This window comes from Psychrobacter sp. M9-54-1 (assembly GCF_016613355.1).
Taxonomy (GTDB): Bacteria; Pseudomonadota; Gammaproteobacteria; order Pseudomonadales; family Moraxellaceae; genus Psychrobacter; species Psychrobacter faecalis.
Genome location: NZ_JADGFW010000005.1, coordinates 139395 through 164631, shown reverse-complemented (window position 1 = coordinate 164631; position 25237 = coordinate 139395). Strand labels below are relative to the sequence as shown.

Sequence of the window (25237 nt, the reverse complement as noted above, 5' to 3'; positions counted from 1 at the left end):
ATTGAGTGTTTATGCTAGAACAGTTGTCACAATCTCGCCCTTATTTGTCAATTATTATGCCTGCGTATAATGATGCTGAAGCCTTACAAGCCTTTTTGCCAGAGGTCTTCGCCTTTACGCAGACACTACGCGCGCCAGTAGATATAGCATCGGCCAAGCAAAATCTAGAGAGCTCAACAGCAAGAATAGCAAACTGTGAGATTATTATTGTTGATGATGGTAGCCGCGATAACTTAGTCGAGGTAGTCACACAGTTAATGCCTACTCGTCCAGCAAATACAGAATTAGAGCTCATACGTTTATCGCGTAATTTTGGTAAAGAGCCTGCGCTCAGTGCTGGTCTAGCAGCTGCGCAAGGCGAGATGGTTGCTATGATTGACGCCGATGGACAGCATCCCTTAGCAGTATTAGCACAAATGCTAACGATGATTGAGCAATCGGATATTGATATGGTCGCGGGTATTCAAGCCAATCGCCCGCATGAAAGCCGACTTGCAAAAACTTTAAAAGGCAGTTTTTATCATTTTATCCAAGACAGTCAGCGCTACGAGATTCGTCCTAATGCCGGTGATTTTCGGGTGATGAATCTCAAGGTGCTAAATGCTTTACGCTCATTACCAGAGCGCCAACGCTTTATGAAAGGCTTGTATGCTTGGGTTGGCTTTAATACGGTCTATTTGCCCTTTACCGCTGCCAATCGCGATACTGGTGAAAGTAAATTTAACTATGGCAGCTTGTTTGAATTGGCACTTGTAGGTATTACCTCCTTTTCTCAGCGACCACTGCGGCTGATTTCCCGCATAGGTTTTGCAGTCTCTGCATTGGCTTTTTTATACGGCTTATATATCGTGATAGATACCTTAATATTTGGTAGCGATGTCGCAGGCTGGGCAACGGTTGCCGCAGGAATTATGTTCTCTACTGGTATACAACTGGTTTGTATTGGCGTGATTGGCGAATATGTCGGTAGACTCTATGAAGAGGTTAAGCAGCGACCACTGTATTTAATCGATGAAGTCATCAATAGCAAGTCTGCGCATACTACTCATCAATACGCTGATAATTACCTACAGGCGACGGCCAAAAGTGCAATGGACAAACCAGCTGATGAATAACACAGCAGAAACGCAATCGAATGCTATGCAAGCCCTTTGGTTTTTAGCCGTTGGTGCCAGTGCGGCTTTGGTGCATTTTTTAGTATTGGTCAGTATTGTTAATTTCACGACTGCCACGCCAGCATGGGCAAACGTAGGCGCTTTTTTACTTGCTTTTATGGTCAGCTTTTTCGGGCATTTTTATCTTACCTTTAAACAATCAGAGTATTCAGATAAGAGCATTCAGCACAACAATAATCATATTCATAAAAAAAAGCATCTTCCTGCTTTAGGAAAATGGTTTAGTAGTTCTGCTGCAGGATTTATTGCCAATCAAGGCTTATTTGTTTTAGGGTTACGTTGGTTTGGCGAGCAGTATTATATAGTGATATGGCTACTGGTCACGGGCGTTATTACCGTTATGACCTTTGCCTTGGGCAAGTTTTGGGCGTTTAAATCATGAGCCATCCTCATTATAAAGAGCAAGCTGCTGCGCTATCTAACCATGCCCGCCCTGTGATTATTAACGTTGATGATTTAGGATTGTCGACTGCCGTTAACGATGCCGTCATTCATCTTGCTGAACTTGGACGTATTGGTGCCAGCAGCTATATGGTTGGCGGTACAATTACGGATAGCGATATCAATCGTCTGAACCAACTCAATGTCGATATTGGCTTGCATTTAGATTTGACGGGTATATTTGCTTCCGCCCTGCGTGGTTCATTAAAATCAATCATTATCGCTAGCTACTTGCGTCGTTTTAATCCCATGCAAGTAACCGATATTATTAAACAACAATTAGATGGATTTGAAGAACGCTTTAATCGTGCGCCTGTATTTATTGACGGACATCAACATATTCATCAGTTTCCTGTTATTCGTGAGGGTTTGATTAAAGAGCTCACTAACCGCTATAGTGATAAGATAGCAAAAGGCATGCTGAGCGCACGCGTTACTACACCGCTTATCAATGACGTAAAGTCTTGGATCATTTATATACTAGGTGGTTATGCTTGGCGAAAATCTTGTCAGCATCATCGAATTATAACCAATGATAAATTTGGTGGGGTTTATGGTTTTGATGCTGATCGTCAGCAATTAGCAATGTTATGGAAAAAGTGGCTGCAAGCTGCACCCTGTCATACAGCTAACGTATCACCTACACTGATTATGTGTCATCCTGCTGTTCCTGAAAGTAGAAGTAATAGCTGGCAGGATGACATCAAAGGGGCTCGTGAGATTGAGTATAAGTGGTTAATCAGTGACGAGTTTGCAGAGTTATTAGCTCAGTATGAAGTAAAATTGATGCGCTGGTCAGATATAACATCACCCTCTTGAACCTTTAATAATTATCAAAGTCATAATAAAAGTGACGCAATGATAAAGAGAAAAAAGCTAAGACTGTTTCAGTCTTAGCTTTTTTATTTCATACAATATGGTTTTAAAAATAAAATGCAGCTTTAAAAATTAATCAATAAAGCTTAACCAATCCATATATTGCTCATTACGGCCATGGACTACATCAAAGTACAAGGTTTGCAACTTCTCAGTCAATGGACCACGACCACCATTACCGATGACGCGGTCATCGTATTCACGAATAGGCGTCACTTCAGCCGCGGTACCTGTCATAAAGATTTCATCGGCTAAGTAAAACTCGTCACGAGTGATACGGCGCTCAACGACTTTGATACCCAAATCATCAGCGAATTGAATGATAGTACGGCGAGTGATACCGTCAAGGGCGCCGCCGCCCAAATCTGGGGTATGCAGTACACCATCTTTGACTAAGAACAAGTTCTCGCCCGCGCCTTGGCAGACATAACCTTGTGGGTCCATCAAGATAGCTTCATCATAGCCATTACGCGTGACTTCTTGGTTAGCCATTATAGACACAGGATAGTTGCTTGAGGCTTTAGCTTTACACATGGTCACGTTGGTCATGTGATGGGTAAATGACGAGGTTTTTACACGGATACCGTTTTTGATACCGTCTTCACCAAGATATGCGCCCCAATGCCAAGCAGCGACCATCGCATTGATACTATTGTCACGCGATGATAGACCCAATTTCTCGGCGCCAACCCAAATAAGTGGGCGAATATAGGCTTCTGCCAAGTTGTTTTGCTTAACCACATCTTTTTGCGCTTGCTCAAGTGCGGCTGCATCAAACGGTACATTCATTTGAAATATTTTGGCAGAACCCAGTAGACGATCGGTATGGTCTTTTAAGCGAAAAATTGCAGTGCGATTGTCAGCCGTTTGGTAAGCACGTACCCCTTCAAACACCGCCATACCATAATGCAGGCTATGCGTAAGCACATGAACCTTGGCATCTGGCTGTTCAATCATCGTGCCATTCATCCAAAGCTTACCTTCTTGTGTTGCCATATTCATTTAATAGTCCTTATGCTAGCGCTGACGTCTAACTTTTCTTGTTGAGTGTTAATGGTTAAATAAGTGTTTTAAGTAAAATTGCCTGCTGACACTGAGTGCCTATTTTTAGATGCAATTTCAGATGCAATTTTTCTATCTGCAAATTTAAGGTGCCAATGATTATAGCACCGGCACGAGAAGCAAATACAATATTTTAGTTTATCACTGCATGGCTTTTATTCATATACCATTCGTTACAATGGCTATCAAAGCCCTACGCTTATTGCAATGAACTTATAACGCCGCATTATTGTTTTATGGCAGGATTATTCAGCAGATTCTACGCCCATCAAATGCTGCCACTGCGCTTGTACCAGTGCTCGCGTTTCTGTCCATAATGACTCATCCACCAGTAACGATTGCTCAGATAGTGCCAATTGATGGGTCGCGGCGCGGATACGTAAATACGCATCGGTCAAATCTTGGCAAACTTCTACTTCCCAAATACCAAGCGCGGCAACTTCTTCAAAAATACGTACGTTATCACTCCATTTGGTCAAGCTTGGATGTTCATGCGAATAAGCCAATACCGCAAACTGCGCGAGAAACTCAATGTCTACAATACCGCCCGCATCTTGTTTAAGATGGAACTTGCCCGCTTGCTGCTGGTGCTGACTGGTGCCCAAATGCTTTTGCATTTTAATACGCATACTGGTTACTTCGATACGGACTTGCTCAATGGTACGCGGTAGCGCCAAAACGGTACGACGAATGTCACAAAAACGGGCGGTCACGCGCTTATCACCGCAGATAGCTCGCGCCCGTACCAATGCTTGATGCTCCCAAGACCAAGCCTTCTCAAGCTGATAGGTTTCAAACGCATGACAAGAAACCACCATCATGCCCGCATTGCCCGAGGGACGCAGGCGCATATCGACTTCATAAGCACGGCCATCACGAGTTTGGGTATTCAGATAAGTCATCAGCTTTTGCGCCAAACGGGCGGCAAACTTCATACCACTGACCGATTTTTCACCCGTGGTCATGCCCTGCTCTTTTATTTTATGCAAAAACACCAAGTCTAAATCGGATGAATAGGATAACTCAAGCCCGCCAAGCTTGCCATAACCAATAATCGCAAAGCCGCAATCCGCTTCGGTGACCGGATCGCCATCTTGACCAATTGGGTAACCATAACGTTTGACGATTTCCGCAAAGGCACGCTCCAGCGCCGCCTCTAACACCACAGCAGCAATGTAGGTCAGTGAGTCTGACACTTTCATGATAGGGCGCTCTGCCAGCACGTCACTGGCAGCCACTGCGAGCACTTGGTTCTTTTTAAACAATCGCAGTACGCTCAGCAATTCTTCTTCATCGTTAGGCTCTACGCGCAACAACTGCTGGCGCAAAATATCACGCAGCTCAAGCTTGTCTGGCAGATGTCGATAGCGCTGCTGCAAAAACGTGTCTAAAAGTACCGGATACTGCGCCAACTCTTTTGCAATCCAAGGGCTAGCCGACAACATCGGAATCAGCTCAACGGTGGCATTGGGGTTTTCTGCAATCATCACCAAATAAATAGAACGGCGGCAAATGGCTTCTAGCAAATTTATTAAACGCGGCAAAGCGATATTAGCAAGTTGCTGCTGCTCTTCATGGACAAGGAGCGCGTGGACAATCACAGGATACGCATCATCCAAACGCTCACGCGCTTCATCGCTCAAATTGGCGACCATTTTTGACTGCCAAAAACCTTGTAAACGCTCACGATTTTCTTCAGTTAATACCTCATTTAAGCGCGCAATCTGCTCGTTTAGATGTTCAGGCTCAAACTCATCATCGTCTTGATCGGGTATCTGCCGTTCGGTAACCATACGCTCAAACGGCACATTGACATGATAGCGGTGATCATTCAGCGTCGCTAATAATGCTGACCAATCATCAAAGCCAAGGGTAATTGCCAAATTATTCTGCCACTGCGAGTCATGCGGTAAGCGCTGCGTCTGCTGATCGTTAATCGCTTGAATACCGTGCTCAAGGCGACGTAAAAAACGATAAGCAGCCTGTAGCTCTTGATAAGTAGTTTCTTCTAAATACCCAAGTTGACACAGTGCCTGCATCGCTGCCAAACAAGACTTAACCTGTAACTGCGGATGCCGACCACCATAAATCAGTTGAAAGGCTTGGACGATAAACTCAATGTCTCTGATACCGCCCGCGCCAAGCTTGATATTATCTAAGTCTTCGCGCTGAGCGACTTGATTTTGAATCAGAGACTTCATCTCTCGCAAAGCTGAAAAAGCACTATAATCAACGTAATAACGAAACACAAAAGGCTTAATCAGCGCTTGTATGTCGTCAAAAAACGGCTGCTCGATGTTCCCAACCACACGCGCTTTGAGCCAAGCAAAACGTTCCCATGCCCGCCCATGCTGGGCAAAGTACTTCTGCAATGCGGATAAATGAATCGCCAAATCGCTGCCATCGCCCCACGGACGCAAACGCATATCGACCCGAAATACAAAACTATCAGCGGTATTATTATCGAGCAGCCTAATAATGCCTTGTCCAAGCCGGGTCATAAAACGCTTATTATCAATACTGCGCGTGCCTTTTGCTTTGTCACCGTCCGTTTCACCGCGCGCCTGATGGACGAAAATCAGGTCGATATCACTGGATAAATTCAGCTCATGCGCGCCAAGCTTACCCATTGCCATAATCGCCATATCATCGATTTGCACATTACCTTTGGCATTAATAAAGGTCGGTTGCCCATACTGCACAATCAGCTGCTGATAGGTATAGTCTTTGGCAAATAAAATACAGCCATCGGCAAATTCAGACAGCTCATCGGTCAGTTGCTCAAGCTCAATCATGGCCAAGGCATCTTGCCAAATCCAGCGCATCATTAGCAGCATACGCAAATGCCGCAAACCACTCATTACCTTGTCTTCATTGGCGAGCTGATAATTCTCATCCAACGTATAATCTTGAATCAAATCATCAATTTGTTGGCGCGTTAACGTGCTCTCTAGCGGATAACTGCGCAAAAACGTTTGGCAAGCGCCCGTTCGACTTTGCCAAACCTGATAAGCAAACTCGCTGGCAGTCTGTAGCACTTGCAGCTGCTCTGAGCTAGGCTGAAAGCCTGTACTACTAGGCATGGTAGATAGCATAACGACGACAACTCCTTGCAGCATAAAGCTATAAAAACCACATCAATCGCAAAAATTATTTTTACAATATTAACGCGGCTATAAACAATCTTATTTTAGGATTTTTATAGTAGCATAAATCCTCAGCCATGCTACTGACAGCACTTTACTGACTAAGAACTGACGAACATAAGAAAGTTTTGCGAATAATGCTACAATAGCCAATACTTAAAAAGACTTCAAAACTAAACCTAGAAATCTTGAGTTTTAAACACTTTGGGTCTTAAAAATCTTGAGACGCTGTATTTTTTCTTTATCCTCATTCATCATAAGTGACACTGCGATTATGACGACCACGACCCCGCTATTATTAATTACTGCTGATCCCAGCCATCCGCTGGCACATCTAGCGTTACGCTATGCGCGTACCTATCTCGCAAACACTGATACAAATAATAATGACACGAACAATAATGATGAGACCGATAACAGCGATAATAATGAAAACGTACCTGCGCCATTGAATATTTTTTTCTATGCCGATGCCGCTAATACCGCCAATCGCTTGCGCTGGCAGTCAGCAGACCAGATGAATATCACTAAAGAGTGGCAAAAGCTTGCTGAGCAATATCAGTTGACGCTGCCTGTTTGTGTCAGTACGGCGCTTAGCCGCGGTATTTCAGATAGCGAAAATAGCACTCGCCATCAGTTAGATAGCGAAAATCTGGCAGCTAGTTTTAAGCTGGTAGGACTGAGTGAGCTTGCGATGATGATGCAAGGTAACTGTCGTTTGCTGCAGTTTTAAACAGCGTTTTACATGACAACTCGCTGTCAAAACAGCCAACTTAATAATAACCAGATGAATAATAGTGGTTGGCGATAATCAGATTAGGAATACATCATGAAATTACTCATTCGCTTGCATACGCCTACCGAGATGGTAAGTTATGAAGGCTGCGCGCTGGCTTTAACCTTAGCGACTTTTGGTCATGAGGTGCAGCTGTATTTGGATGCGCCGGTCTTTGGTTTTTTAATGCAGCCTGAATCACGTTTGCATGGCATGATTCAGTCGCTTGAGTTATATGATATGCCAGCCGCTTGGTTACCGGACGATGTGTTTAGCGGTTGGATTGCGGGCATGTTACCGGCAGATTTGGCGACGCAGCTGACCTTGATACCAGAGGTGGTAAATTCGCAAGAATTTGACCAGATCTTAGTCTTTTAGTAGCAACTTTTTGGGCTAGGACGAATTTACATTGTTAATATTTATTTTAATATGACAACAAATATAGTAAGTAAGCGGACACGATTATGGCAACTTTATATCAATTACATAGCAGTATGGATACGCTCAGACGCAGCACAGAACAAATGACATCGACGTGGCGTGCGGGTGATAGCATTATATTATTGGGCACAACGGTCGCTTTTATTGACTGGTTTAATGCTTATTTGGAAGACCTTGAGTACATTGAAACAAAAGATGTAGCGGCTATTTATGCTCTCGCTGAGGACGTAGCGCAGCTGAATGATAATACGGCGGCAAAGCTCAATTTATCCGCCAAATTAACGGCTGTTTTGAGCGATGATGAATGGGTCGCCTTAACTCAAAATACTTATGCGAATGGCGCTACCTTTGATAAAGTGGTAACAATTGCTCTATGATGAATCCTAAAGATGATATTACACCTGCTGAGAAGATGACTGCAGTGGACTTAGACCAAGACGGGCATTTATGCGACCATACAGTTTGGACGCCTGCGATTGCGCAGCAGCTCGCGAATACTCTAGATGTAACTTTAAATGCTGAACATTTAGCCATCTTACAGCAGGTACGCGCATTTTTTACCAAATTCAATCACGCGCCAGCGACCCGCCCGCTGATTAAATGGCTACAGCAAACCTTGCCTGAGCATGACATCAGCAATCAAAAGCTCCAGCAGTTATTTAATACGGGTTTGGTTGCCCGTCATGTCAATCGTCTTGCTGGCTTGCCAAAACCGCCAAATTGTTTATAAAGCACGTGGTTTATAAAAAAAGCAGCAAAAAAGCGGTTAAAGAAAATTAAACGACTGATTTTCTTTAACCGCTTTTTTACCCAATTACCCTGCTAGCTTCTCTATCTCTACTCTATTTTGGGTCATAAACGGTCAAGGTGTCATAACCGATACTGCGACCTTCATCGCCGTCAAATCCTTGCTGTCGCCAAACTTCATACAAGCATATTGCCACGCTATTAGAAAGATTTAAACTGCGCGAATCCGCAAGCATTGGTAAGCGTAGCCAGTTATCAGCGCCGATATCGGTACGGATATCCTCTGGCAGCCCTGCCGTTTCAGAACCAAAAACCAGCGCCACATGATTTGAAGATGGACTATTAGACGCACTGCTATCTAAATGCTGAGTCGTTTGTCCGCTAAAATCATAGTCATAAAACGGTTTACTCAGCTTGGTCGTCAGTGCGGTGATAATCTCGCAACCAGCCGCTTGTAGCGCTTGCTTGGTCATTGCCCAATCGTCATGTACTTGCAGATGAGCGTATTCATGATAATCGAGACCTGCACGGCGTAGCTTCTTATCGTCGAGCTCAAACCCTAACGGCCTGACCAAATGTAGCTGCGCCCCACTATTGGCACATAAGCGGATAATATTGCCAGTATTGCTAGGCATCTTTGGCGCTACCAATACGATATGAATGGTCATACAAACTCCATAAATGATTTAAGCATTTTGTCTAAACGTATATAACAGACGTAATCAAAAGTTACAGTTTACTGCCAATAATTACATTTTGATACTGGGCACAGATTTTAACTTTGATTATCATGACCCTAATGGATAGCGAGATAATTTAAAAACATTGTCCTTGTATCCTGTAACCCCTCAGTGAAACTTATGTAAAACGCTAGGTTCCATTGTTATGACTTATAACACTCTATCTTTTTTGAGGAAAAAATTATGAAAAAATTGGTTATCGCATCTTTGGCTGCTATGTTTGTACTAACTGGTTGCAACACTTTTAAAGGTCTAGGCCAAGACGTATCAAGTGCCGGTGGCGCTGTAACTGGTACTGCACAAGAAGTACAAAACAAAATCTAAGCCTTTTTAGGCTTATATTAAAGAAGCTTATCATTTGGTAAGCTTCTTTTTTTGTCTGCACACTTTATAAAAATATTCTTAAGATCTGATTAAGATATCTTCTACCCAACGCCGTTGGCTGTAAGTGTTCATTATCATCTACTAAAAGCCCTTGTTTAATAAGTTGACTTACTTCTAGAGCAATATTGTCATAGCTCAGCCCTGTTCGAGCTTCAAACAAAGACCATGTCACGCCTTCATGCAAGCGTAGAGCATTGAGCATAAACTCACTGACCAACTCATCACTCGCGATTGCCTGCCAACCGACCATTTTTGGCGCGCCCTCTTTTTTTATGTTATTCATCGTGTCGATATCAAAAGTCATATAGTCTTTTGGCATACGAGATTTGCTAAAGCGATAAATACCCGTCTCTGTTGATACCTTTTTTAATACCTCATCAGACACTTTATCAGCCGTTAATGTTTGATTTCCATATCTATCATCAATGGTGACTTTACCGTGCGCACCAGCACCAATCGCTAAATAATCACCAAATTGCCAATAATTGACGTTGTGACGGCAAGGTTTATCGGACGCACCTGCCCAGGCCGACACTTCATAGTTGTCATAGCCCAAATGCTCAAGCAATGTCGGCCCCGCTTGCTCAATATCTGCCAAACTATCTTCATCGGGTAAAATCGGCTGATTGCGATAAAACACCGTATTTGGCTCAATCGTTAGCTGATACCAAGAAATATGTGTAGCACCTGCCTCATGCGCCATTTGAATGTCGTTCAGGGCTTCACTCATCGTTTGCTGCGGTAGCCCATGCATCAAATCGACGTTGACACGTTCAAATCCAGCGCGACGAGCGGCTTTAATAGCTGATAGTGCTTGGGCGGGATCGTGAATACGCCCCAGCGTGGTGAGCTGGCCAGCAGCAAAGCTTTGTACGCCAATCGACAAACGATTGATGCCTACGTCTAAATACTGTGCAAATGGTGCATGCTCAAGGGTGCCTGGATTGGCCTCCATCGTCACTTCAATGTCACCGGCAAACTGAAAAATCTCACGCAAACCGTTAAATAAACGCTGATACTGGGCAATGGGCAGTAGCGACGGTGTACCGCCACCGATAAATATTGAGCTGATTTCTCGTCCTTGGGTCAACGTTTGCTGTGACGCTGCATCAAGTAATAGCGTATCGACGTACTCATCGTACATAGATAGCTGACTGTCCATCGGCAGCTCATGCGAATTAAAATCACAATAAGGGCATTTTTTCACGCACCAAGGAATATGGATATAAAGTGCTAACGGAATATCTTTCACTATAAGCGCACTTGTTTCGTTACGACTATTAGCGTCAAGATGATTCGAAAAATGAGAGGATTTGATATTTGACATAAGCGGACTTATCTATAAAGGAGTAGCTGCGGTCGTCAGCAGAAAGTAGCGCTAGGATAACGGCTGGACGCGCTAAAGAAAAGCCTAATCAGCATAAATTGGCCATAAAAGTATTGGGAACAATCGGCGTTTATAGCAATGGCCGATAGTGGTAATGCTAGATAAGCTAGATGACTACAAAGAATGAAAATAAATATGGAATAAAAATAGATGATGAGCAGCTTTTAAAGCCATCACTATGAAACCATTATGATTACATTAATAATTTTATAAGGATAAAAACCATGGCATATTGGCTTATCAAATCCAATCCTCGCTGTTTTAATATAGAAGATTTACAAGGTGCAGGCACGGAGATGTGGGATGGGGTACGTAATTATCGCGCCCGCAACTTTATGCGTGATGATATGAAAGTTGATGACAAAGCATTTTTTTATCACTCTAGCGCCAAACCTTCTGGCGTCGCTGGTATCGTGACTATCAGTAAAGCTGGTTATCCCGACCCCACCCAGTTTCACCCCGAACATCGCCATTATGATCCTAGAGCAACTGGAGATGAGCCGCGCTGGTACATGGTAGATGTGACTTTTGAGCAGGCTTTTACGGATATACTGCCATTAGCGCAGCTTAAATTTTTGCCGGCGCTTGAGGATTCTTTATTGCTAAGAAAAGGCTGTGAGCAGCTGACCATTTTGCCGCTTGAACCCAAGCATTGGAACACGATTATGGATATGGCAGAAGAGCTGAATCTGTTGCCAGAGAATGATAGGATTTGACGGTAACGATGGCGTAAGAATTTTTATGGTATGAGTGCACATTTATCCACGCACATACCTGATAGATTTTGCTATATTTATACACAGAAATTATTTTTTATTTACGCTTCTCTCTTATTATTATAGCAATCGACCATCAGGACTCATTTATGAGCGCACCCAAGCTACTATTATCTGTGTTAACCGCCAGTATCCTCAGTCTAACTCTCGGCGCCTGCGGCAGTGATGGCGATAAAGTTAAGAAAGAATATGATCGCGTAGAAGAACAGGTAAGAGACGAATACGATCGCGTGGAAGATAAAGTCAAAAAGAAATATGAAGAGGTCGAAGATAAGTTAAGCGATGATGAAAAATCCATGGCTGAGATTTTGGAGTCGGTCTTTTTACCAGAAGAATCGCTTGATAAGTTCTTGGATAAGTTAACTCCAGAAGGCGGTCGCGGCGGTCTTTATGTAGGTCACTTTGTCGAGATTGATGATGGGGACGACAGCGATATCGATATCGGTGCGGTATACTTTGATATCAGTAAAGATGGCGCTGGTAGTGTTGATGGTAGCTTTAGTTATCAGCAGCAAGCTTGCCAAGAAAACAATGTGTTAGGTATCAATTCAGCAATTAAAGTCGACAACTATATCGCTGGTAAAGTAACGGGTAGCCTTGATACATTAAAATTCTTAGATATTAAGTATGTCAGCGATTTAGGGATAGAGACACCAAACTTATTAACGACTTTTGCTGGTAACTTTGCAAAAAATGAAGCAGGTGCGCCTTGGAAAGGCAGTTTTGAGTACCAAGACGGTCTGGGCGGCAAGAAATTATCAAGCGGTCAAGATAATTGTAATGTCAGCTATACCATCAGCGACCGCTCTAACTTTAAGACTTATCCACTTGATTATCAACTTGGCGAGCTAAACCTAGATATTACCGGTAATGGTAGTCAAAAAACGATTACTTGGCAAAATCCTAGCAATACTAAGCACGTCTTATTAAGTCAAATTGATGTTAATAAAGCAGAATCGGGCGCTAACGGTTATGTTCAGAATCTGCTATTGAGCAATCTTGAAACTCAGTTTGCGCCTGTTATTCCCGATCGCTCAACCAATTATGCGATTGTCGTACAAGCATTCGATGCAAATAACAGCTTGATTGGCTATCAAGCGCTGGTACAGGACTTACCTGAATCGTTGTAAATAGCTGCTTTTGTCTGTACTGCTATCCTAGCTAAAGAAGAGACAAGTATGAACAAACACTGCTAAAACGCTGACCCCATGCTTTAGCTTATTTGCTATCTTTCTGATGATGACCTCTCAATTCTACTTACGGATTGACGGGTCATTTTTCATTTTAGTCTTAACTGTTTAATTTTTTACTTTATCGGCATGTTGTTATTAATAATCATTAAAAATGGACTTGCTCATATTATTTATCGGAGTATTATCGTCGCACCAATCCTATTTCACTGTTTCGCTATTAACTTGTTGATGGCAGCATTTGCTCATCCACAATAATTACTGCAAAGAATAAAAAGTTGCTCATTATGGTTTTCCCATTGTCCTTTAGAGATTTTAAAAGTTACAGCTTACGCTTAGGCGTACTCGCCCTCCCCATCTTAATTACCCAGTTTTGCCAAGCAGCGCTTGGTGTCGTCGATGCCATTATGGCCGGTAAAGTCTCCGCCCTTGATTTGGCAGCCGTGGCCGTCGGCTCCGGTATTTGGCTACCACTGTTTTTATTGGCGACCGGTATTTTGATTGCCACCACGCCGCTTATCGGCGAAGCCATCGGCCAAAACAATCATAGCCAAGTGCCGCATATTACCCAGCAATCGTTATGGACGGCCGGCGTCATTGGTATTCTCGGCTTCATCATTGTCAATCTAGCGCCCAATATACTTGGGGTGATGGGCGTACCTGAAAACATCCAACCCATCGCTGCGCAATATTTACATGGGGTATCGTTCGGTTTTCCGGCAATCGCGGTCTATGCCGTGCTGCGCAGTTATTGTGAGGCGCTCGGCCGACCTGAGCCGGTGACGGTTATTAGTATCATCGGGCTGCTTGCCGATATTCCGCTTAACTATATTTTTATCCACGGTTTATTTGGTATGCCCGAAATGGGCGGCGCTGGTTGTGGGGTAGCAACGGCCATCGTACTTTGGATTAATGTCCTATTACTAGCGACATATACCAGCTTTACCAAGCGTCAACAGTTTGCCAGTACGCGCTTCTTTTATGCTTTTGCCAGCCCTAACCGCACGCAAATTAAAAAACTATTAAAACTTGGCATTCCGATTGGTATTTCTATCTTTTTTGAAGCCAGTTTATTTAGTTTAGGGGCACTAGTTATCAGTCCGCTCGGTGAGATTGCAACCGCTTCGCATCAAGTGGCGCTATCAGTGACGTCACAGCTGTTTATGATTCCCATATCAGTTGCGATGGCGCTAACCATTATGATTTCTAACCGCTTTGGTGAAAAAAATCTGATGGCGCTGCGTCAAGTGTTAACTACAGGGCTTGTATGGACGGTTATCATTGCGCTGACGTCTATGCTCGGCGTTTGGTTATTTAGGCCGCAATTGGCGGCGGCATTCACCGATAATCCTGTGGTACGCGCGCAAGCCATGCACTTACTCATTTTTGCCCTCGCTTATCAATTATTTGATGGCTGGCAAGTCAATGTCGCTGGTATATTACGCGGTATGCAAGATACCACTGTGCCGATGTGGGTGACGCTATTTTGTTATTGGTTGGTTGCTTTACCACTTGGCGTCTATCTGGTGCGCTTCACCGACGTTGGCGCACAGGGTTTTTGGATGGCGCTCATCACAGGCTTATTCTTATCGTCTATATTATTAAGTCTGCGTCTGCGCTATCAGCAAAAACGCTTGACGACATTATGGGCTTGATACTGTCATACGCTTGGTTCAAACGTAGCGTCTAGTAACCATGACTGGCGCTACCTTATGACATCGACTATGATAAATCATTGAATATTTCTTACGCTTAAGCACGCTTACGTCATAATATGTAAAAAAACTCAGTTAACAACTGTACATCGATTGCTCATTGGCGTGAATATAGGTATCATTAGCAATTACCAATACAATATTTAGTTACACTATTTTTTTCTAGAAATTAGTACAAGGCAAAATTAAAATTATGGATATTGAAAAAATACGCACCCTGATCGCACTCATGGAAGAAAGTGAACTGGTTAATTTAGAAATCAGCTCAGATGACGAACACATCAGTTTGACTCGTCACTATGATGCGCCAGCACCGACGATGATGGCTGCGCCTGCCGCAGGTGCTGCACCTGTCGCTGCCGCCGCAAAAGCCGCTGTCAAAGCTGGCAGCGTTGAAACCTCGCCGATGGTGGGTGTTTATTATTCAGCGCCAAGTCCTAATGACCCGCCATTTGTAAAGGTCGGTCAAAAAGTGCAAGCAGGCGATACGCTTGGTATCATCGAAGCCATGAAAATCATGAATCCTCTCGAAGCGACTCAAAGCGGCGTCATTGATGAAATCTTAGTGGATAATTCTGAAGTGGTACAGTTTGGCCAGCCAGTCATACGCTATAAAGCGTAACGCTATCTACCAACCTTTACTTTGTAATGATTGATACTTCGTTATTATTCATCGACATCAGCGCTCGATTTGTCTAAATTTGATGTAGCACCGTTTGCTGTTACGATGTCTAAAATAGCGAGGCTATCAATGACTGCCGCTTTGACAAGGATGACCCCATGATAAAAAAACTGCTCATCGCCAATAGAGGTGAGATTGCCCTACGTATCGTTCGAGCTTGCAAGGCGCTTGGCATAGAGACCGTCGGTGTCTATTCAACGGCGGATGCCAATTTGATGCATCTGCGCTTTGTTGATGAAGCCATCTGTATTGGCAAACCCAACGCCAACCAAAGCTATCTCGATATTAGCACCATTTTGACCGCCGCTGAAATCACTGGCGCTGATGCCATTCACCCTGGTTATGGTTTTTTGGCAGAAAATGCTGAGTTTGCTGAACGCGTCGAAGAAGCTGGCTTAACCTTTGTCGGTCCCAATGCTGACCACATTCGCTTAATGGGCAATAAAGTATCAGCCATTAATGCCATGAAAAAAGCAGGCGTACCAACAGTTCCTGGTTCAGTGGGTGCCGTCACTTTGCATAACGCTGAAGAGCAAGCGCGCAATATCGGCTTTCCGCTTTTGATTAAAGCTGCTTCTGGTGGCGGTGGCCGCGGTATGCGCGTTGTTGAACGTTTTGATGAGCTTATCGGCCAAGTACAAGCCGCCAAGCAAGAGGCTGAGCTATGGTTTGGTGATGATACCGTTTATATGGAGCGTTATCTCCAAAATCCGCGCCACGTAGAAGTACAGGTACTGGGCGATGGTAATGGCAATGCCATTCATCTGTATGACCGCGATTGTTCATTACAACGTCGTCACCAAAAAGTCTTAGAAGAAGCACCTGCCCCAGATATCCCTGACGATGTGCGTCAGCCTATTTTAGATGCTTGCGTCAAAGCTTGCGAGCTGGTCAAATATCGCGGCGCGGGTACGTTTGAGTTTTTATTTGAAAATAATGAATACTTTTTTATTGAGATGAATACCCGCGTGCAGGTTGAACATCCAGTCACTGAGATGATTACGGGTATCGATGTCGTCGTTGAACAGCTTAAAATCGCGGCTGGCTACGGTTTATCGTATCGTCAGAGCGAGATTGAAATTCAAGGGCACGCCATAGAGTGTCGTATCAATGCCGAAGATCCAGCGACCTTTATGCCTTGCCCAGGTACGGTCAATCAGTTGTTTGCCCCAAGTGGCGCGGGCGTGCGTTTTGACTCGCACCTCTACCCAGGTTATGAGATTCCAAGCTATTATGATTCCTTGATTGGCAAGCTGATCTGTCACGGTCAAACACGTCAGCAAGCGATATCTAAAACCCTGCATGCGCTTGATGAATTGGTGATTGAAGGTATCAAAACCAATATATCCTTGCATCGTGATGTGATTTTAGCGGATGATAAATTTGTTAATGAAGCACAAAACATTCATTATCTAGAAAGAGAGTTATTAACGTCTAATAAAGATAAAGCTGATTCTGCTTCTTAGTTAGTCTTAGTCTTTTTGTTTAAGCAGAAATTAAAAAAAACCGCTACCTAAAAGATAGCGGTTTTTTTATATGTCTAAATTTTATAAAGTGCTGCTTAAATTTTATAAATAACGCTAAGGTAATATTCTGGTGAAATTCATAAAGCATTCTGTACCCTCAGGATCGGCGCACCACTGCATTTTATTGCCTTCATGGTTCAAAAATGCTATTAATGCCTCGCCAGTTTGATCTACCTGATTACCCGAGCAATCGACTTCGTTATTATCATAAACCGTTTTTAGCGCAATAATAGGCAAGCCTTCATCACGATGGGTGACTAAGTAGCGCCCGTAAGTCCATTCTTTGCCACTGACTGCCCACATCTCATTATCGGCAGCAAAATTATAAATTTCCCGACATTGAGTAGACTTAGCGGTTAATAGGTTTTTACTGCTAGTTGGCTGCACCTTAACGATACGCTTTTCATTTTGGGTCAACACGCCGCCCTCAGCATCAGCGCTGACTTTTGGCTCATCAATTTTACCTGTCGGTAACTTTGGGGCTGCTTGCTTAGCTTGCGCTTCTTTGGTCATCGTAATACCACTGTCTAAATCTATCTCCCACTGTCCGGCGATAGCGGGACTGATATGGGTGGTAACGGTAGGTTTGCTAACCGCTTCACCGTTCACTGGCAGTGACGCTAAAATAGAGGCCAATGAAAATGAAGCAAAAGATATAGGTTCCATAATTAACCTTTTTTAATATTATAATAATAAATAAGACGTACATTAGCGTAAGTCTTAGACACCAAAAACACAAGTAACATTATGCTATTAGTCGTACGACTTTGACCAACCCTGACCTCAACGTAAACCTTCATCAATAAATTCATGCCCAATATTGTTTTTAAAACTCACCTACCAAATATTAAGTGTATATACACAAAAATAACGCCATGGCTAATTTGCAAAAGCCATGGCGTTATAGATTAACATCGTAAATCGAACTATTTTATTATCGGCTAAAGGCGATATTAAGCAGCAACTGGACTAGCCGCTTGAGCAAAAGCAGATAACGCCCCTTTAAGCATCGCTGATACCGTGCTACTACAAGTGCCGATGCCTGAGTAAACATCACCGTCAACATTTAGTTGAATGTAAGCTGCGGCATTGGCGTTGGTTTTATTGTCATTGTTGGTATCATCATCGATACCATTACCGCTGTTGTGCTGCGGATTAATCGCGTGTTCAGCGTAGTTGATAACATGGATAGATTTACCCGTGTGCTGCGCAAGCCCATCAATAAACGATGACAAAGGACCATTACCGGTTCCGTCAATAGTAATGGTGTCGCCATTCATCTGTACTTGACCGTTAAAGTAGACCTCGCCGCCCTTGTTATTGACACTATAATCTAGAAGCTCGAAGCTGCCTTGCTGCAAATATGTCTCTTCAAAGGCTTGTAAGATTTCATCGTTTTGCAATTCACGAGCAGCGCTTTCCGCTTGTTTTTGGACCACGCCGCTAAAGTCAATTTGCATCCAGCGCGGCAAATTAAAGCCATAATTGCGCTGCAAGATATAAGCAACGCCGCCTTTACCAGATTGGCTATTGATACGGACCACATCTTGATAGCTGCGCCCGATATGCGCCGGATCAATTGGCAGATAAGCAACGTCCCAAACGTTATCGGTTTCATCTTGGTGTTTTTCATTGTAATCAAGAGATTTTTTAATAGCATCCTGATGTGAGCCACTAAAGGCGGTAAACACAAGCTCACCAACGTACGGATGGCGCGGATGTAGTGGCAAGTTATTACACTCGCTTACCACTTGTACAATCTCACTCATATTACTAAAATCAAGCTCGGGGTCGATACCTTGGCTAAACAAGTTCATCGCCATCACCATGATATCCATATTACCGGTACGCTCGCCATTGCCAAGCAAGGTGCCCTCGATACGATCGGCACCAGCAAGCACGCCAAGCTCGGCAGCAGCCACCGCACAGCCACGGTCGTTATGCGTATGTAAGCTTACCGTGACATGCTCACGCTTGGCAATATGACGACAAAAATACTCAACTTGGTCGGCAAATACGTTTGGCGTTGATGCTTCAACCGTCGCTGGCAAGTTTAAAATCACTTCTTGGCCGTTTTCAGGCTGCCAAACCTCACAAACTGCGTCACAGACTTCTACCGCATATTCAGTTTCCGTTTGGCTAAAGCTTTCAGGCGAATACTGAAATACCCATTCTGTTTCAGGGTACTTGGCCGCATATTCAACCAATAAATTAGCGCCAGCAATGGCTATTTCTTTAATTTCTGCTTTATCTTTAGCGTATACTTTTTCGCGTTGTACACGACTGGTTGAGTTATAGACGTGAACGATGGCACGCTTCGCGCCTTTTAATGACTCAAAAGTACGGGCGATCAAATGCTCACGCGCCTGCACCAATACTTGCAAGGTTACATCGTGAGGGACATGATTTTCTTCAATCAACTTGCGAGCAAAATCAAACTCTACTTGCGCCGCCGACGGAAAACCAATTTCAATCTCTTTAAAACCCACATCGACCAAGGTTTTAAAAAAGCGCATTTTTTGTTCAATGGTCATCGGATCAATCAGCGCCTGATTACCATCACGCAGGTCCACGCTTGCCCAAATTGGTGATTTCTCAATCGTTTTGCTCGGCCAAGTGCGATCTGTCAGCACAGGTGCAAACGCAAATGGACGATATTTACGGAAATCGAAAGCGGCATTTTTTGGGGTAACTTTTGCAGAGGTGTTGTCTGCATGGCGTGTTGCTTGATTAGGCATAATCAATCCTTAGATAACATAAAGAGCTGAGTTGAAGTGTAGATTTTAGCTGGGCAACTAATGACCAAATCATTCTTTATCATACGAGATAATAAAAGTTTATGCCATTATAATAACAAAGTTTCTATGTTAGAAATCAGCTTTATTTCACCAAAACTTATAGTAATTTAGTGAAAAAATGCACAATTATGATTATAATTGCTGTAATTCACCAATAAGGCGATATTCGATGTTAAATAACCATACGGAAAACTCTTTAGCCATAGATATTGACGATACCGACAAACAGATATTACGCTTACTACAAACCCAAGCACGTATGAGTATTACCGAGCTTGCCGAGCAGGTGAATTTATCGGCGACCCCTTGCGCGCGCCGTATCAAACGCTTGGAAGAAGCAGGTATTATCACCGGCTACCATACCCAGACCGATGCGCAAAAACTTGGCTATCCTTTAGCCGTTTTTATTGCGATTAGTATGGATCGCCATACTGCAGATCGCTTTGAGCATTTTGAAGAGAAAATCCAAAGTTTTGATGAAGTGGTGAGCTGTAGTATCGTCACGGGTCGCACCGAAGACTACTTAATCAAAGTACGGGTGCGTGATATGGCACATTATGAGGAATTTTTATTGCATAGGCTCAATCGCATCGAAGGCGTCGCTCAAGTGCATACCAGTTTTGAGCTACGAGAAGTCTTTAGCCGTAGCGTGGTCTAGTTTGACTGCTTTTGAGCTTGACGCTGAAAAAAGAAAACTAAAACCAATCCCACTAATAAACCGCTCGCTGCGACCAATAAACCCGCGTTAAAATTATCCTGTTTCCCTGCCAGCGCTACCGTGACCAGCGGCCCTATGAACTGCCCTATGGCATAGGCCAAAGTTGCCAGTCCAATCAACAAATTTGAGTAAGCGGGATTGATGTTTTTAATCAAATTAAGTGTCATTGACACCATACCGACAAAGGTCAAACCTAAAATCACCGCATTACCATACAAGCCAACAGCGCCATTAAACCATAGCGGCAAACACATGCCAAATGCTTGCAACAACGTCAACCCCATCAAGGTTTTACTTTCGCCAATACGCTTGGCAAGCGCGCCCCAAATAGGGTTTGACAACATGGCAAAGATACCAACCACTAGCCAAATCAGTAGCCCTGCATAGCTTTGTGCCGTCAGGCGCTGCGTTGCCATGACTGGCAAAAAAGTCGCCGACGTAATATAACCAAACCCCGCCAGCACATAACTTGCCGACAGTAATGCAATCGCCTTGCTATGACCAGCGGCCGCTTCATATAACGAACGTTTAAAATTACGATAAGCTTGCGGTACAGATAGGCGTTGATTGTTATGGTTTAATTCGGCAGGCTTCGATTTGAGAGCCTTTTGCTGAAAGGATTGTAAATTAGAAGACGTGGATTTAGATGAGTGTGAAGCGGACGAAATCAAGCTTTGCGGTCTGATAGCATAAAGTAGCCATAATAACGGCAGACTGATAATTCCTGCTACCAGCCAAATGATATCAAAATGATAACCGAGCGTTAATAGCCACCAAGTCAAGACGGCAGAGGCACTGATACCGACGCCAATCCCTGCATAATGTAAGGCTGAAAGTACCGAGCGGCGCTCATCACTAAAGCTTTGAATCACCAGCGATGAGCTTAAAATCATGGCCACCCCGCTGGCGATACCCGATAGTAGCCGAATGACATACCAGCTATTTAATGACAGATTTGGCACCACCAATAGCATGGTGGTCACGATGCTGACGGCTGTCCATGTTATGAGCATTTGCCATGTCAAACGCTGAGGCACAAACATCGCAATCAGCGCCCCAATAAAATAACCACTATAATTGACCGAAGCCAGCCAACCTGCAATGACCGTCGATAACGATAATTGCGTCATGATATCAGGTAAGGTGGCGGTAAATAAAAAGCGCCCAAACCCCATCACTACTGCCAGACAATACAACCCTATCCAAGCAATCGCCGTTTGATGGGTAATAATAGTAGCAGCACGGCTTTTAAGAGCAGTCATCATGACAGAGCCATTTTGTGGCAAAACGCCCACAATCCTTTGTGTTAAAAAAAGCCATACCTAACCAATTAAAAATAGAAAAAACGTCTCAATACAACACTTACTGCTATAACGCGCTTACTATTAAGAAATATTGCGAATTGGATTGCTTGCTTGTTCATCTGCTGCTGTTTGTCCCAGCATTTGCACGCGCTGATCGCTAAACATATCCATATCAGGGGCAAGCGTGCGCATAAAGCGATCAAAATAGAGCATCTGCTTGGTCAATAATGCAAAGTCACGTGGGAAATGAATGCCATGACGCTTGCCGACCTCAACAATCTCTAGCATCATTTTATTTAATTCATCGGCTTGCTCTTTACTATTAAAAGGCACACCGCTGGTAAAGGCTTTGTCTTCTGCCATGATGGTTTTCATCATACGCTGCAAATCATTGCCCAATGCCGCGACCTCAACTTGATTGCCGCCATGGGTCATCTCCATGTCAATCATATGGCGCGCCATGGCTTGATAATCACTGTCTTGCATTGCTTGCATCATACCCATGCAGGCGCGCCAGCTTTCCGCTTTTAACTTACCAACGATACCGAAGTCTAAGAAACCAATACGCCCATCGGTTAATAGCATCAAATTGCCCGCGTGCAAATCCGCATGGAAACTATTACAGAGCATGAGACTGGCAAACCAAGTATTAAGGGTATCTGCCATCACTTGCGCCGGATCATTACAATACTGACGCATGGCGGCTTCATCTACCATAGAAACGCCGTATAAGCGGCTCATAGTCAGCACGCGCTTGGTGGTCAGCTCCTCATAGACAGTTGGCGCAACGACGCGTGTATTTCCTGATATCGCTAAAAATTGCTGAAAATCGCGGATATTTTGCGCCTCAGCGATAAAATCGGTTTCGGCCAGCATCCGCAGACGAATCTCATCGATGATTGGCGCAATACTGGCAAAGCGCATTGAAGGCATTAGGAGCTCAACCAATTTAGTCACGCCATGTAAGACGCCCAAATCCGTTTGCATAATGGTTTCAACGCCAGGTTTTTGTACCTTTAATACCACTTCATCACCATTATGTAATCGCGCGGCATGCACTTGGGCAATAGACGCTGAAGCGAGTGGTTTTTCGTCGATATAGGCAAAAATCTCTTCAAGCGTCAAGCCAGTGGCGGCCAGCTCTTCTTTTAATACCTGTTCGATATAAGTGTAGGATAAGGGCGTCGTTTGATCCAAACAGCTCTGAAACGCCTCTACATATTCACGTGGAAATAATGACGGCGTACTGGCAATAAACTGCCCGATTTTGATATAAGTCGTGCCCAATTGTTCAAAGGTTTCTTTTAACAGCATCGCATCAGGTTTTTCACCCTTTGCAACTCTCAGTGCAGACAAACCAGCAACGCTTGCGGTTTGGCGCACACGATTAACGACATTAAAGGTATGCTTTAATAAATGCGGACGATGAATTTTCATAAAAAAACAACTATGGTAATAAAAAGGAGGTTATGAGGATAGGAAGAGTTAAAAAGCTTGAGCAATTTGCTAATGTTTGGCACAAATCGGACAATGCACATCTTTGCGATAGCCCATCAGTCGTTGCTGCATCTGGCTACCATCCCATATTAACAGCTTATTTGTCAGTGGATTTTTGGTTAATCCTAGATATTGTAGCGCTGCATTGGCTTGCAAGTTACCCATAATAGCGGGCGTGGTGGCGAGTACCCCTGAATTGGCACAAGTACGTTCATCCGCCGCTGCATCGTCTGTTACCGAACCAAAGACGCAATGATAGCAGCCGGTATTTAAGTGCGGCTCATATAGTGCCAATTGTCCTTGCATGGCTATCGCTGAGGCGGATAATAACGGAATCTGGTAACGCACACTAATGCGGTTGATGATATCGCGAGTGGCAAAATTATCCGTGCAGTCTAAAAGTAAGTCAGGCTTACCAGATGCCATCTCAAGCAGCTCATAAGCATTGTCTTCACTCAATCTGGCCACTGTCCCACGCGCGCTAACCAAAGGGTTAATTTTGGTCAGCATATGAGCTGCCGTGAGCGCCTTAGGTTTGCCGATATCTTCAGGTAAAAATAGCGTTTGGCGTTGTAGATTACTGGCTTCAATCACATCATCATCAATCAGCTGCACATGCCCAAGCCCTGCCCGCACTAACATCTCAGAAGCAGGACAACCGAGACCGCCCGCCCCAATCATCACGACTCGCGAGGCTTTCAAACGTAGCTGCGCATCGATATCCCAGCCATCAAGCAAAATCTGCCGCGCATAACGCAGCAGTTCTGCATCTGTTAGCTGCCCTGTTTCTTTGGAGTGCGTCATACTTTCTACCACTATTTTTTACCACAAGTTATAAGCAAAATATCTATTATTGAAAACCTATTCTTAAAGACTCACCTTTAAAAACTTACTCTTAAAAACCAATTATAACAGCTGACCTAAAGTCACCCTGTCATTACCGCCAAAGTCTTGCACAGTATGAACAGACTCAAAGCGATTGTCCAAAAATAGCTGACTAACTTTCGCACCTTGATCAAAACCATGCTCAATTGCTAAAAGCCCAGCTGCATTCAAATATTGCGGTGCCTGCTTAACAATAAGCGCTATATCGGCAAGTCCATGATTGGGGGCGCTTAAGGCGCTAATCGGCTCGGCGACCAGTCTTGCTAAATGCTCATCTTCTTCATCGATATACGGCGGGTTGGATACAATCACATCAAATAATGGCTCATCCTGAACAGACAGCGCCTCATACCAACTGCTTTGGATAAACTTAATATCAGCAGCCACCTCATTTACCATTGCATTATGCCTAGCCACTTTTAACGCCTCTAGCGATAAATCAACGGCAACCACTTGCCATCTCTCAGCCTTATTGTTTGGCTGACGCTTATTTAACTCATGCGCGAGGCTAATCGCTATACAGCCTGAGCCAGTGCCCAAATCTAAGAGGCGCTTTGGTTTATTATCGTCATCGTTGCGGTTTGGTTGAGCGTTTATCCAAGCTAAAACTTGTTCAATCAGTACCTCAGTATCGGGTCTCGGTATCAATGTATGCTCATTGACTGTAAAATTCAGCGACCAAAATTCTTGCTGTCCCGTTAAATACGCCAAGGGCGTGCCCTGCTGCATCTTAGTCACACCCGCATAAAATTGCGTAAGCTCGCTATCGGTCAGTTGATAGTTTTCATCCGTGATTAAAAAAGAGCTTGGCTGCTCAATGACAAACAATAGCCAATCCGTGAGCCAAAACGAGGGCAAATGACTATTTTCACTGTCGTTTAGCCACTGCTGAATTTGTTGTTTTATTTGACCAATGGTAGCTGCTGTCATAGATAACTCGTAAAGTCACTGTTTATTGAATAAGCCTGTTGA

General features: G+C 43.8%; 24 protein-coding genes. 14 read left to right on the top strand and 10 right to left on the bottom strand.

Annotation, left to right across the window (positions count from 1 at the left end; all coding sequences use genetic code 11):
- The first annotated feature begins 11 nt into the window (after nt 1-11).
- The 3 genes from IQ457_RS02865 to IQ457_RS02855 are packed head-to-tail and all read left to right on the top strand — an operon-like array spanning nt 12 to nt 2435.
- The gene (locus tag IQ457_RS02865; RefSeq protein ID WP_068408731.1) at nt 12-1115 is read left to right on the top strand and encodes a glycosyltransferase family 2 protein; all 1104 of its coding nucleotides are present in this window, start codon (nt 12-14) and stop codon (nt 1113-1115) included.
- A complete protein-coding gene (locus IQ457_RS02860; RefSeq protein WP_068408729.1) occupies nt 1108-1557 on the top strand; it encodes a GtrA family protein in 450 nt (149 codons plus the stop codon). The genes IQ457_RS02865 and IQ457_RS02860 overlap by 8 nt, the downstream gene beginning before the upstream one ends.
- A complete protein-coding gene (locus IQ457_RS02855; RefSeq protein ID WP_068408727.1) occupies nt 1554-2435 on the top strand; it encodes a ChbG/HpnK family deacetylase in 882 nt (293 codons plus the stop codon). The genes IQ457_RS02860 and IQ457_RS02855 overlap by 4 nt, the downstream gene beginning before the upstream one ends.
- A gap of 129 nt (nt 2436-2564) precedes the next feature.
- Here the strand turns inward: IQ457_RS02855 and IQ457_RS02850 are convergent, their stop codons facing one another.
- Both IQ457_RS02850 and glnE read right to left on the bottom strand, forming a co-directional pair.
- Nucleotides 2565-3494 (bottom strand): branched-chain amino acid transaminase, encoded by a 930-nt coding sequence (locus IQ457_RS02850; RefSeq protein ID WP_068408726.1) that lies wholly within the window; start codon nt 3492-3494, stop codon nt 2565-2567.
- A gap of 305 nt (nt 3495-3799) precedes the next feature.
- The gene (glnE, locus tag IQ457_RS02845) at nt 3800-6649 is read right to left on the bottom strand and encodes a bifunctional [glutamate--ammonia ligase]-adenylyl-L-tyrosine phosphorylase/[glutamate--ammonia-ligase] adenylyltransferase (protein WP_200662002.1); all 2850 of its coding nucleotides are present in this window, start codon (nt 6647-6649) and stop codon (nt 3800-3802) included.
- A gap of 325 nt (nt 6650-6974) precedes the next feature.
- Between glnE and tusD the strand changes: the two genes are divergently transcribed.
- The 4 genes from tusD to IQ457_RS02825 all read left to right on the top strand — a co-directional run bounded on the left by tusD (nt 6975) and on the right by IQ457_RS02825 (nt 8646).
- Nucleotides 6975-7433, top strand: a complete 459-nt coding sequence (gene tusD / locus IQ457_RS02840; RefSeq protein ID WP_200662001.1) for a sulfurtransferase complex subunit TusD — start codon at nt 6975-6977, stop codon at nt 7431-7433.
- Nucleotides 7434-7529: 96 nt separating this feature from the next.
- Complete coding sequence (locus IQ457_RS02835; RefSeq protein ID WP_068408719.1) at nt 7530-7853, top strand: hypothetical protein; 324 nt, start codon at nt 7530-7532, stop codon at nt 7851-7853.
- A gap of 86 nt (nt 7854-7939) precedes the next feature.
- Entirely contained in the window at nt 7940-8293 is a 354-nt protein-coding gene (locus tag IQ457_RS02830) for a hypothetical protein (RefSeq protein WP_068408717.1), read from the top strand.
- Nucleotides 8290-8646 (top strand): TusE/DsrC/DsvC family sulfur relay protein, encoded by a 357-nt coding sequence (locus tag IQ457_RS02825; protein ID WP_369811270.1) that lies wholly within the window; start codon nt 8290-8292, stop codon nt 8644-8646. The genes IQ457_RS02830 and IQ457_RS02825 overlap by 4 nt, the downstream gene beginning before the upstream one ends.
- Nucleotides 8647-8758: 112 nt before the next feature.
- Here IQ457_RS02825 and IQ457_RS02820 read toward each other — a convergent pair whose 3' ends face one another.
- Nucleotides 8759-9331, bottom strand: coding sequence for a tRNA (cytidine(34)-2'-O)-methyltransferase (locus IQ457_RS02820; protein ID WP_144296921.1), 573 nt, complete (start codon nt 9329-9331; stop codon nt 8759-8761).
- A gap of 255 nt (nt 9332-9586) precedes the next feature.
- On the opposite strand from IQ457_RS02820, the gene IQ457_RS02815 reads away from it, so the two are divergent.
- The gene (locus tag IQ457_RS02815; protein ID WP_200662000.1) at nt 9587-9727 is read left to right on the top strand and encodes an entericidin A/B family lipoprotein; all 141 of its coding nucleotides are present in this window, start codon (nt 9587-9589) and stop codon (nt 9725-9727) included.
- Nucleotides 9728-9791: 64 nt separating this feature from the next.
- Here the strand turns inward: IQ457_RS02815 and hemW are convergent, their stop codons facing one another.
- Nucleotides 9792-11114: a radical SAM family heme chaperone HemW gene (gene hemW, locus IQ457_RS02810; protein ID WP_200661999.1), complete on the bottom strand. Its 1323-nt coding sequence runs from the start codon at nt 11112-11114 to the stop codon at nt 9792-9794.
- 284 nt (nt 11115-11398) lie between these two features.
- Between hemW and IQ457_RS02805 the strand changes: the two genes are divergently transcribed.
- The 5 genes from IQ457_RS02805 to accC all read left to right on the top strand — a co-directional run bounded on the left by IQ457_RS02805 (nt 11399) and on the right by accC (nt 17003).
- Entirely contained in the window at nt 11399-11890 is a 492-nt protein-coding gene (locus IQ457_RS02805; RefSeq protein ID WP_200661998.1) for an EVE domain-containing protein, read from the top strand.
- 149 nt (nt 11891-12039) lie between these two features.
- The gene (locus IQ457_RS02800; RefSeq protein WP_200661997.1) at nt 12040-13080 is read left to right on the top strand and encodes a hypothetical protein; all 1041 of its coding nucleotides are present in this window, start codon (nt 12040-12042) and stop codon (nt 13078-13080) included.
- 347 nt (nt 13081-13427) lie between these two features.
- Nucleotides 13428-14795 carry an MATE family efflux transporter gene (locus IQ457_RS02795; RefSeq protein ID WP_191690966.1) on the top strand — a complete coding sequence of 456 codons (1368 nt, stop codon included), beginning with the start codon at nt 13428-13430 and terminating at the stop codon, nt 14793-14795.
- A 253-nt stretch (nt 14796-15048) separates the two neighbouring features.
- Nucleotides 15049-15477: an acetyl-CoA carboxylase biotin carboxyl carrier protein gene (gene accB / locus IQ457_RS02790; RefSeq protein WP_144296917.1), complete on the top strand. Its 429-nt coding sequence runs from the start codon at nt 15049-15051 to the stop codon at nt 15475-15477.
- Nucleotides 15478-15635: 158 nt separating this feature from the next.
- Nucleotides 15636-17003 carry an acetyl-CoA carboxylase biotin carboxylase subunit gene (accC, locus tag IQ457_RS02785; RefSeq protein WP_193030191.1) on the top strand — a complete coding sequence of 456 codons (1368 nt, stop codon included), beginning with the start codon at nt 15636-15638 and terminating at the stop codon, nt 17001-17003.
- A gap of 114 nt (nt 17004-17117) precedes the next feature.
- On the opposite strand, the gene IQ457_RS02780 is transcribed toward accC, so the two are convergent.
- Together IQ457_RS02780 and leuA are read right to left on the bottom strand one after the other, a co-directional pair.
- Nucleotides 17118-17729 (bottom strand): hypothetical protein, encoded by a 612-nt coding sequence (locus tag IQ457_RS02780; RefSeq protein ID WP_200661996.1) that lies wholly within the window; start codon nt 17727-17729, stop codon nt 17118-17120.
- Nucleotides 17730-18016: 287 nt separating this feature from the next.
- Nucleotides 18017-19801, bottom strand: coding sequence for a 2-isopropylmalate synthase (gene leuA, locus IQ457_RS02775; protein ID WP_200661995.1), 1785 nt, complete (start codon nt 19799-19801; stop codon nt 18017-18019).
- A gap of 229 nt (nt 19802-20030) precedes the next feature.
- Here leuA and IQ457_RS02770 point away from each other — a divergent pair, with 229 nt between their 5' ends.
- On the top strand, nt 20031-20519 hold the full coding sequence (locus IQ457_RS02770) for an Lrp/AsnC family transcriptional regulator (protein WP_200661994.1): 489 nt from the start codon (nt 20031-20033) through the stop codon (nt 20517-20519).
- On the opposite strand, the gene IQ457_RS02765 is transcribed toward IQ457_RS02770, so the two are convergent.
- From IQ457_RS02765 to prmC, 4 genes are all read right to left on the bottom strand, one after another.
- Nucleotides 20516-21844 (bottom strand): YbfB/YjiJ family MFS transporter, encoded by a 1329-nt coding sequence (locus IQ457_RS02765; protein WP_200661993.1) that lies wholly within the window; start codon nt 21842-21844, stop codon nt 20516-20518. The two genes, IQ457_RS02770 and IQ457_RS02765, sit on opposite strands and share 4 nt — an antisense overlap.
- A gap of 120 nt (nt 21845-21964) precedes the next feature.
- On the bottom strand, nt 21965-23320 hold the full coding sequence (locus IQ457_RS02760; RefSeq protein WP_200661992.1) for an ABC1 kinase family protein: 1356 nt from the start codon (nt 23318-23320) through the stop codon (nt 21965-21967).
- Nucleotides 23321-23389: 69 nt separating this feature from the next.
- Nucleotides 23390-24184 carry a HesA/MoeB/ThiF family protein gene (locus IQ457_RS02755; protein WP_200661991.1) on the bottom strand — a complete coding sequence of 265 codons (795 nt, stop codon included), beginning with the start codon at nt 24182-24184 and terminating at the stop codon, nt 23390-23392.
- Between the two features lie 102 nt (nt 24185-24286).
- Complete coding sequence (gene prmC / locus IQ457_RS02750) at nt 24287-25195, bottom strand: peptide chain release factor N(5)-glutamine methyltransferase (protein ID WP_200661990.1); 909 nt, start codon at nt 25193-25195, stop codon at nt 24287-24289.
- Nucleotides 25196-25237: the final 42 nt, after the last annotated feature.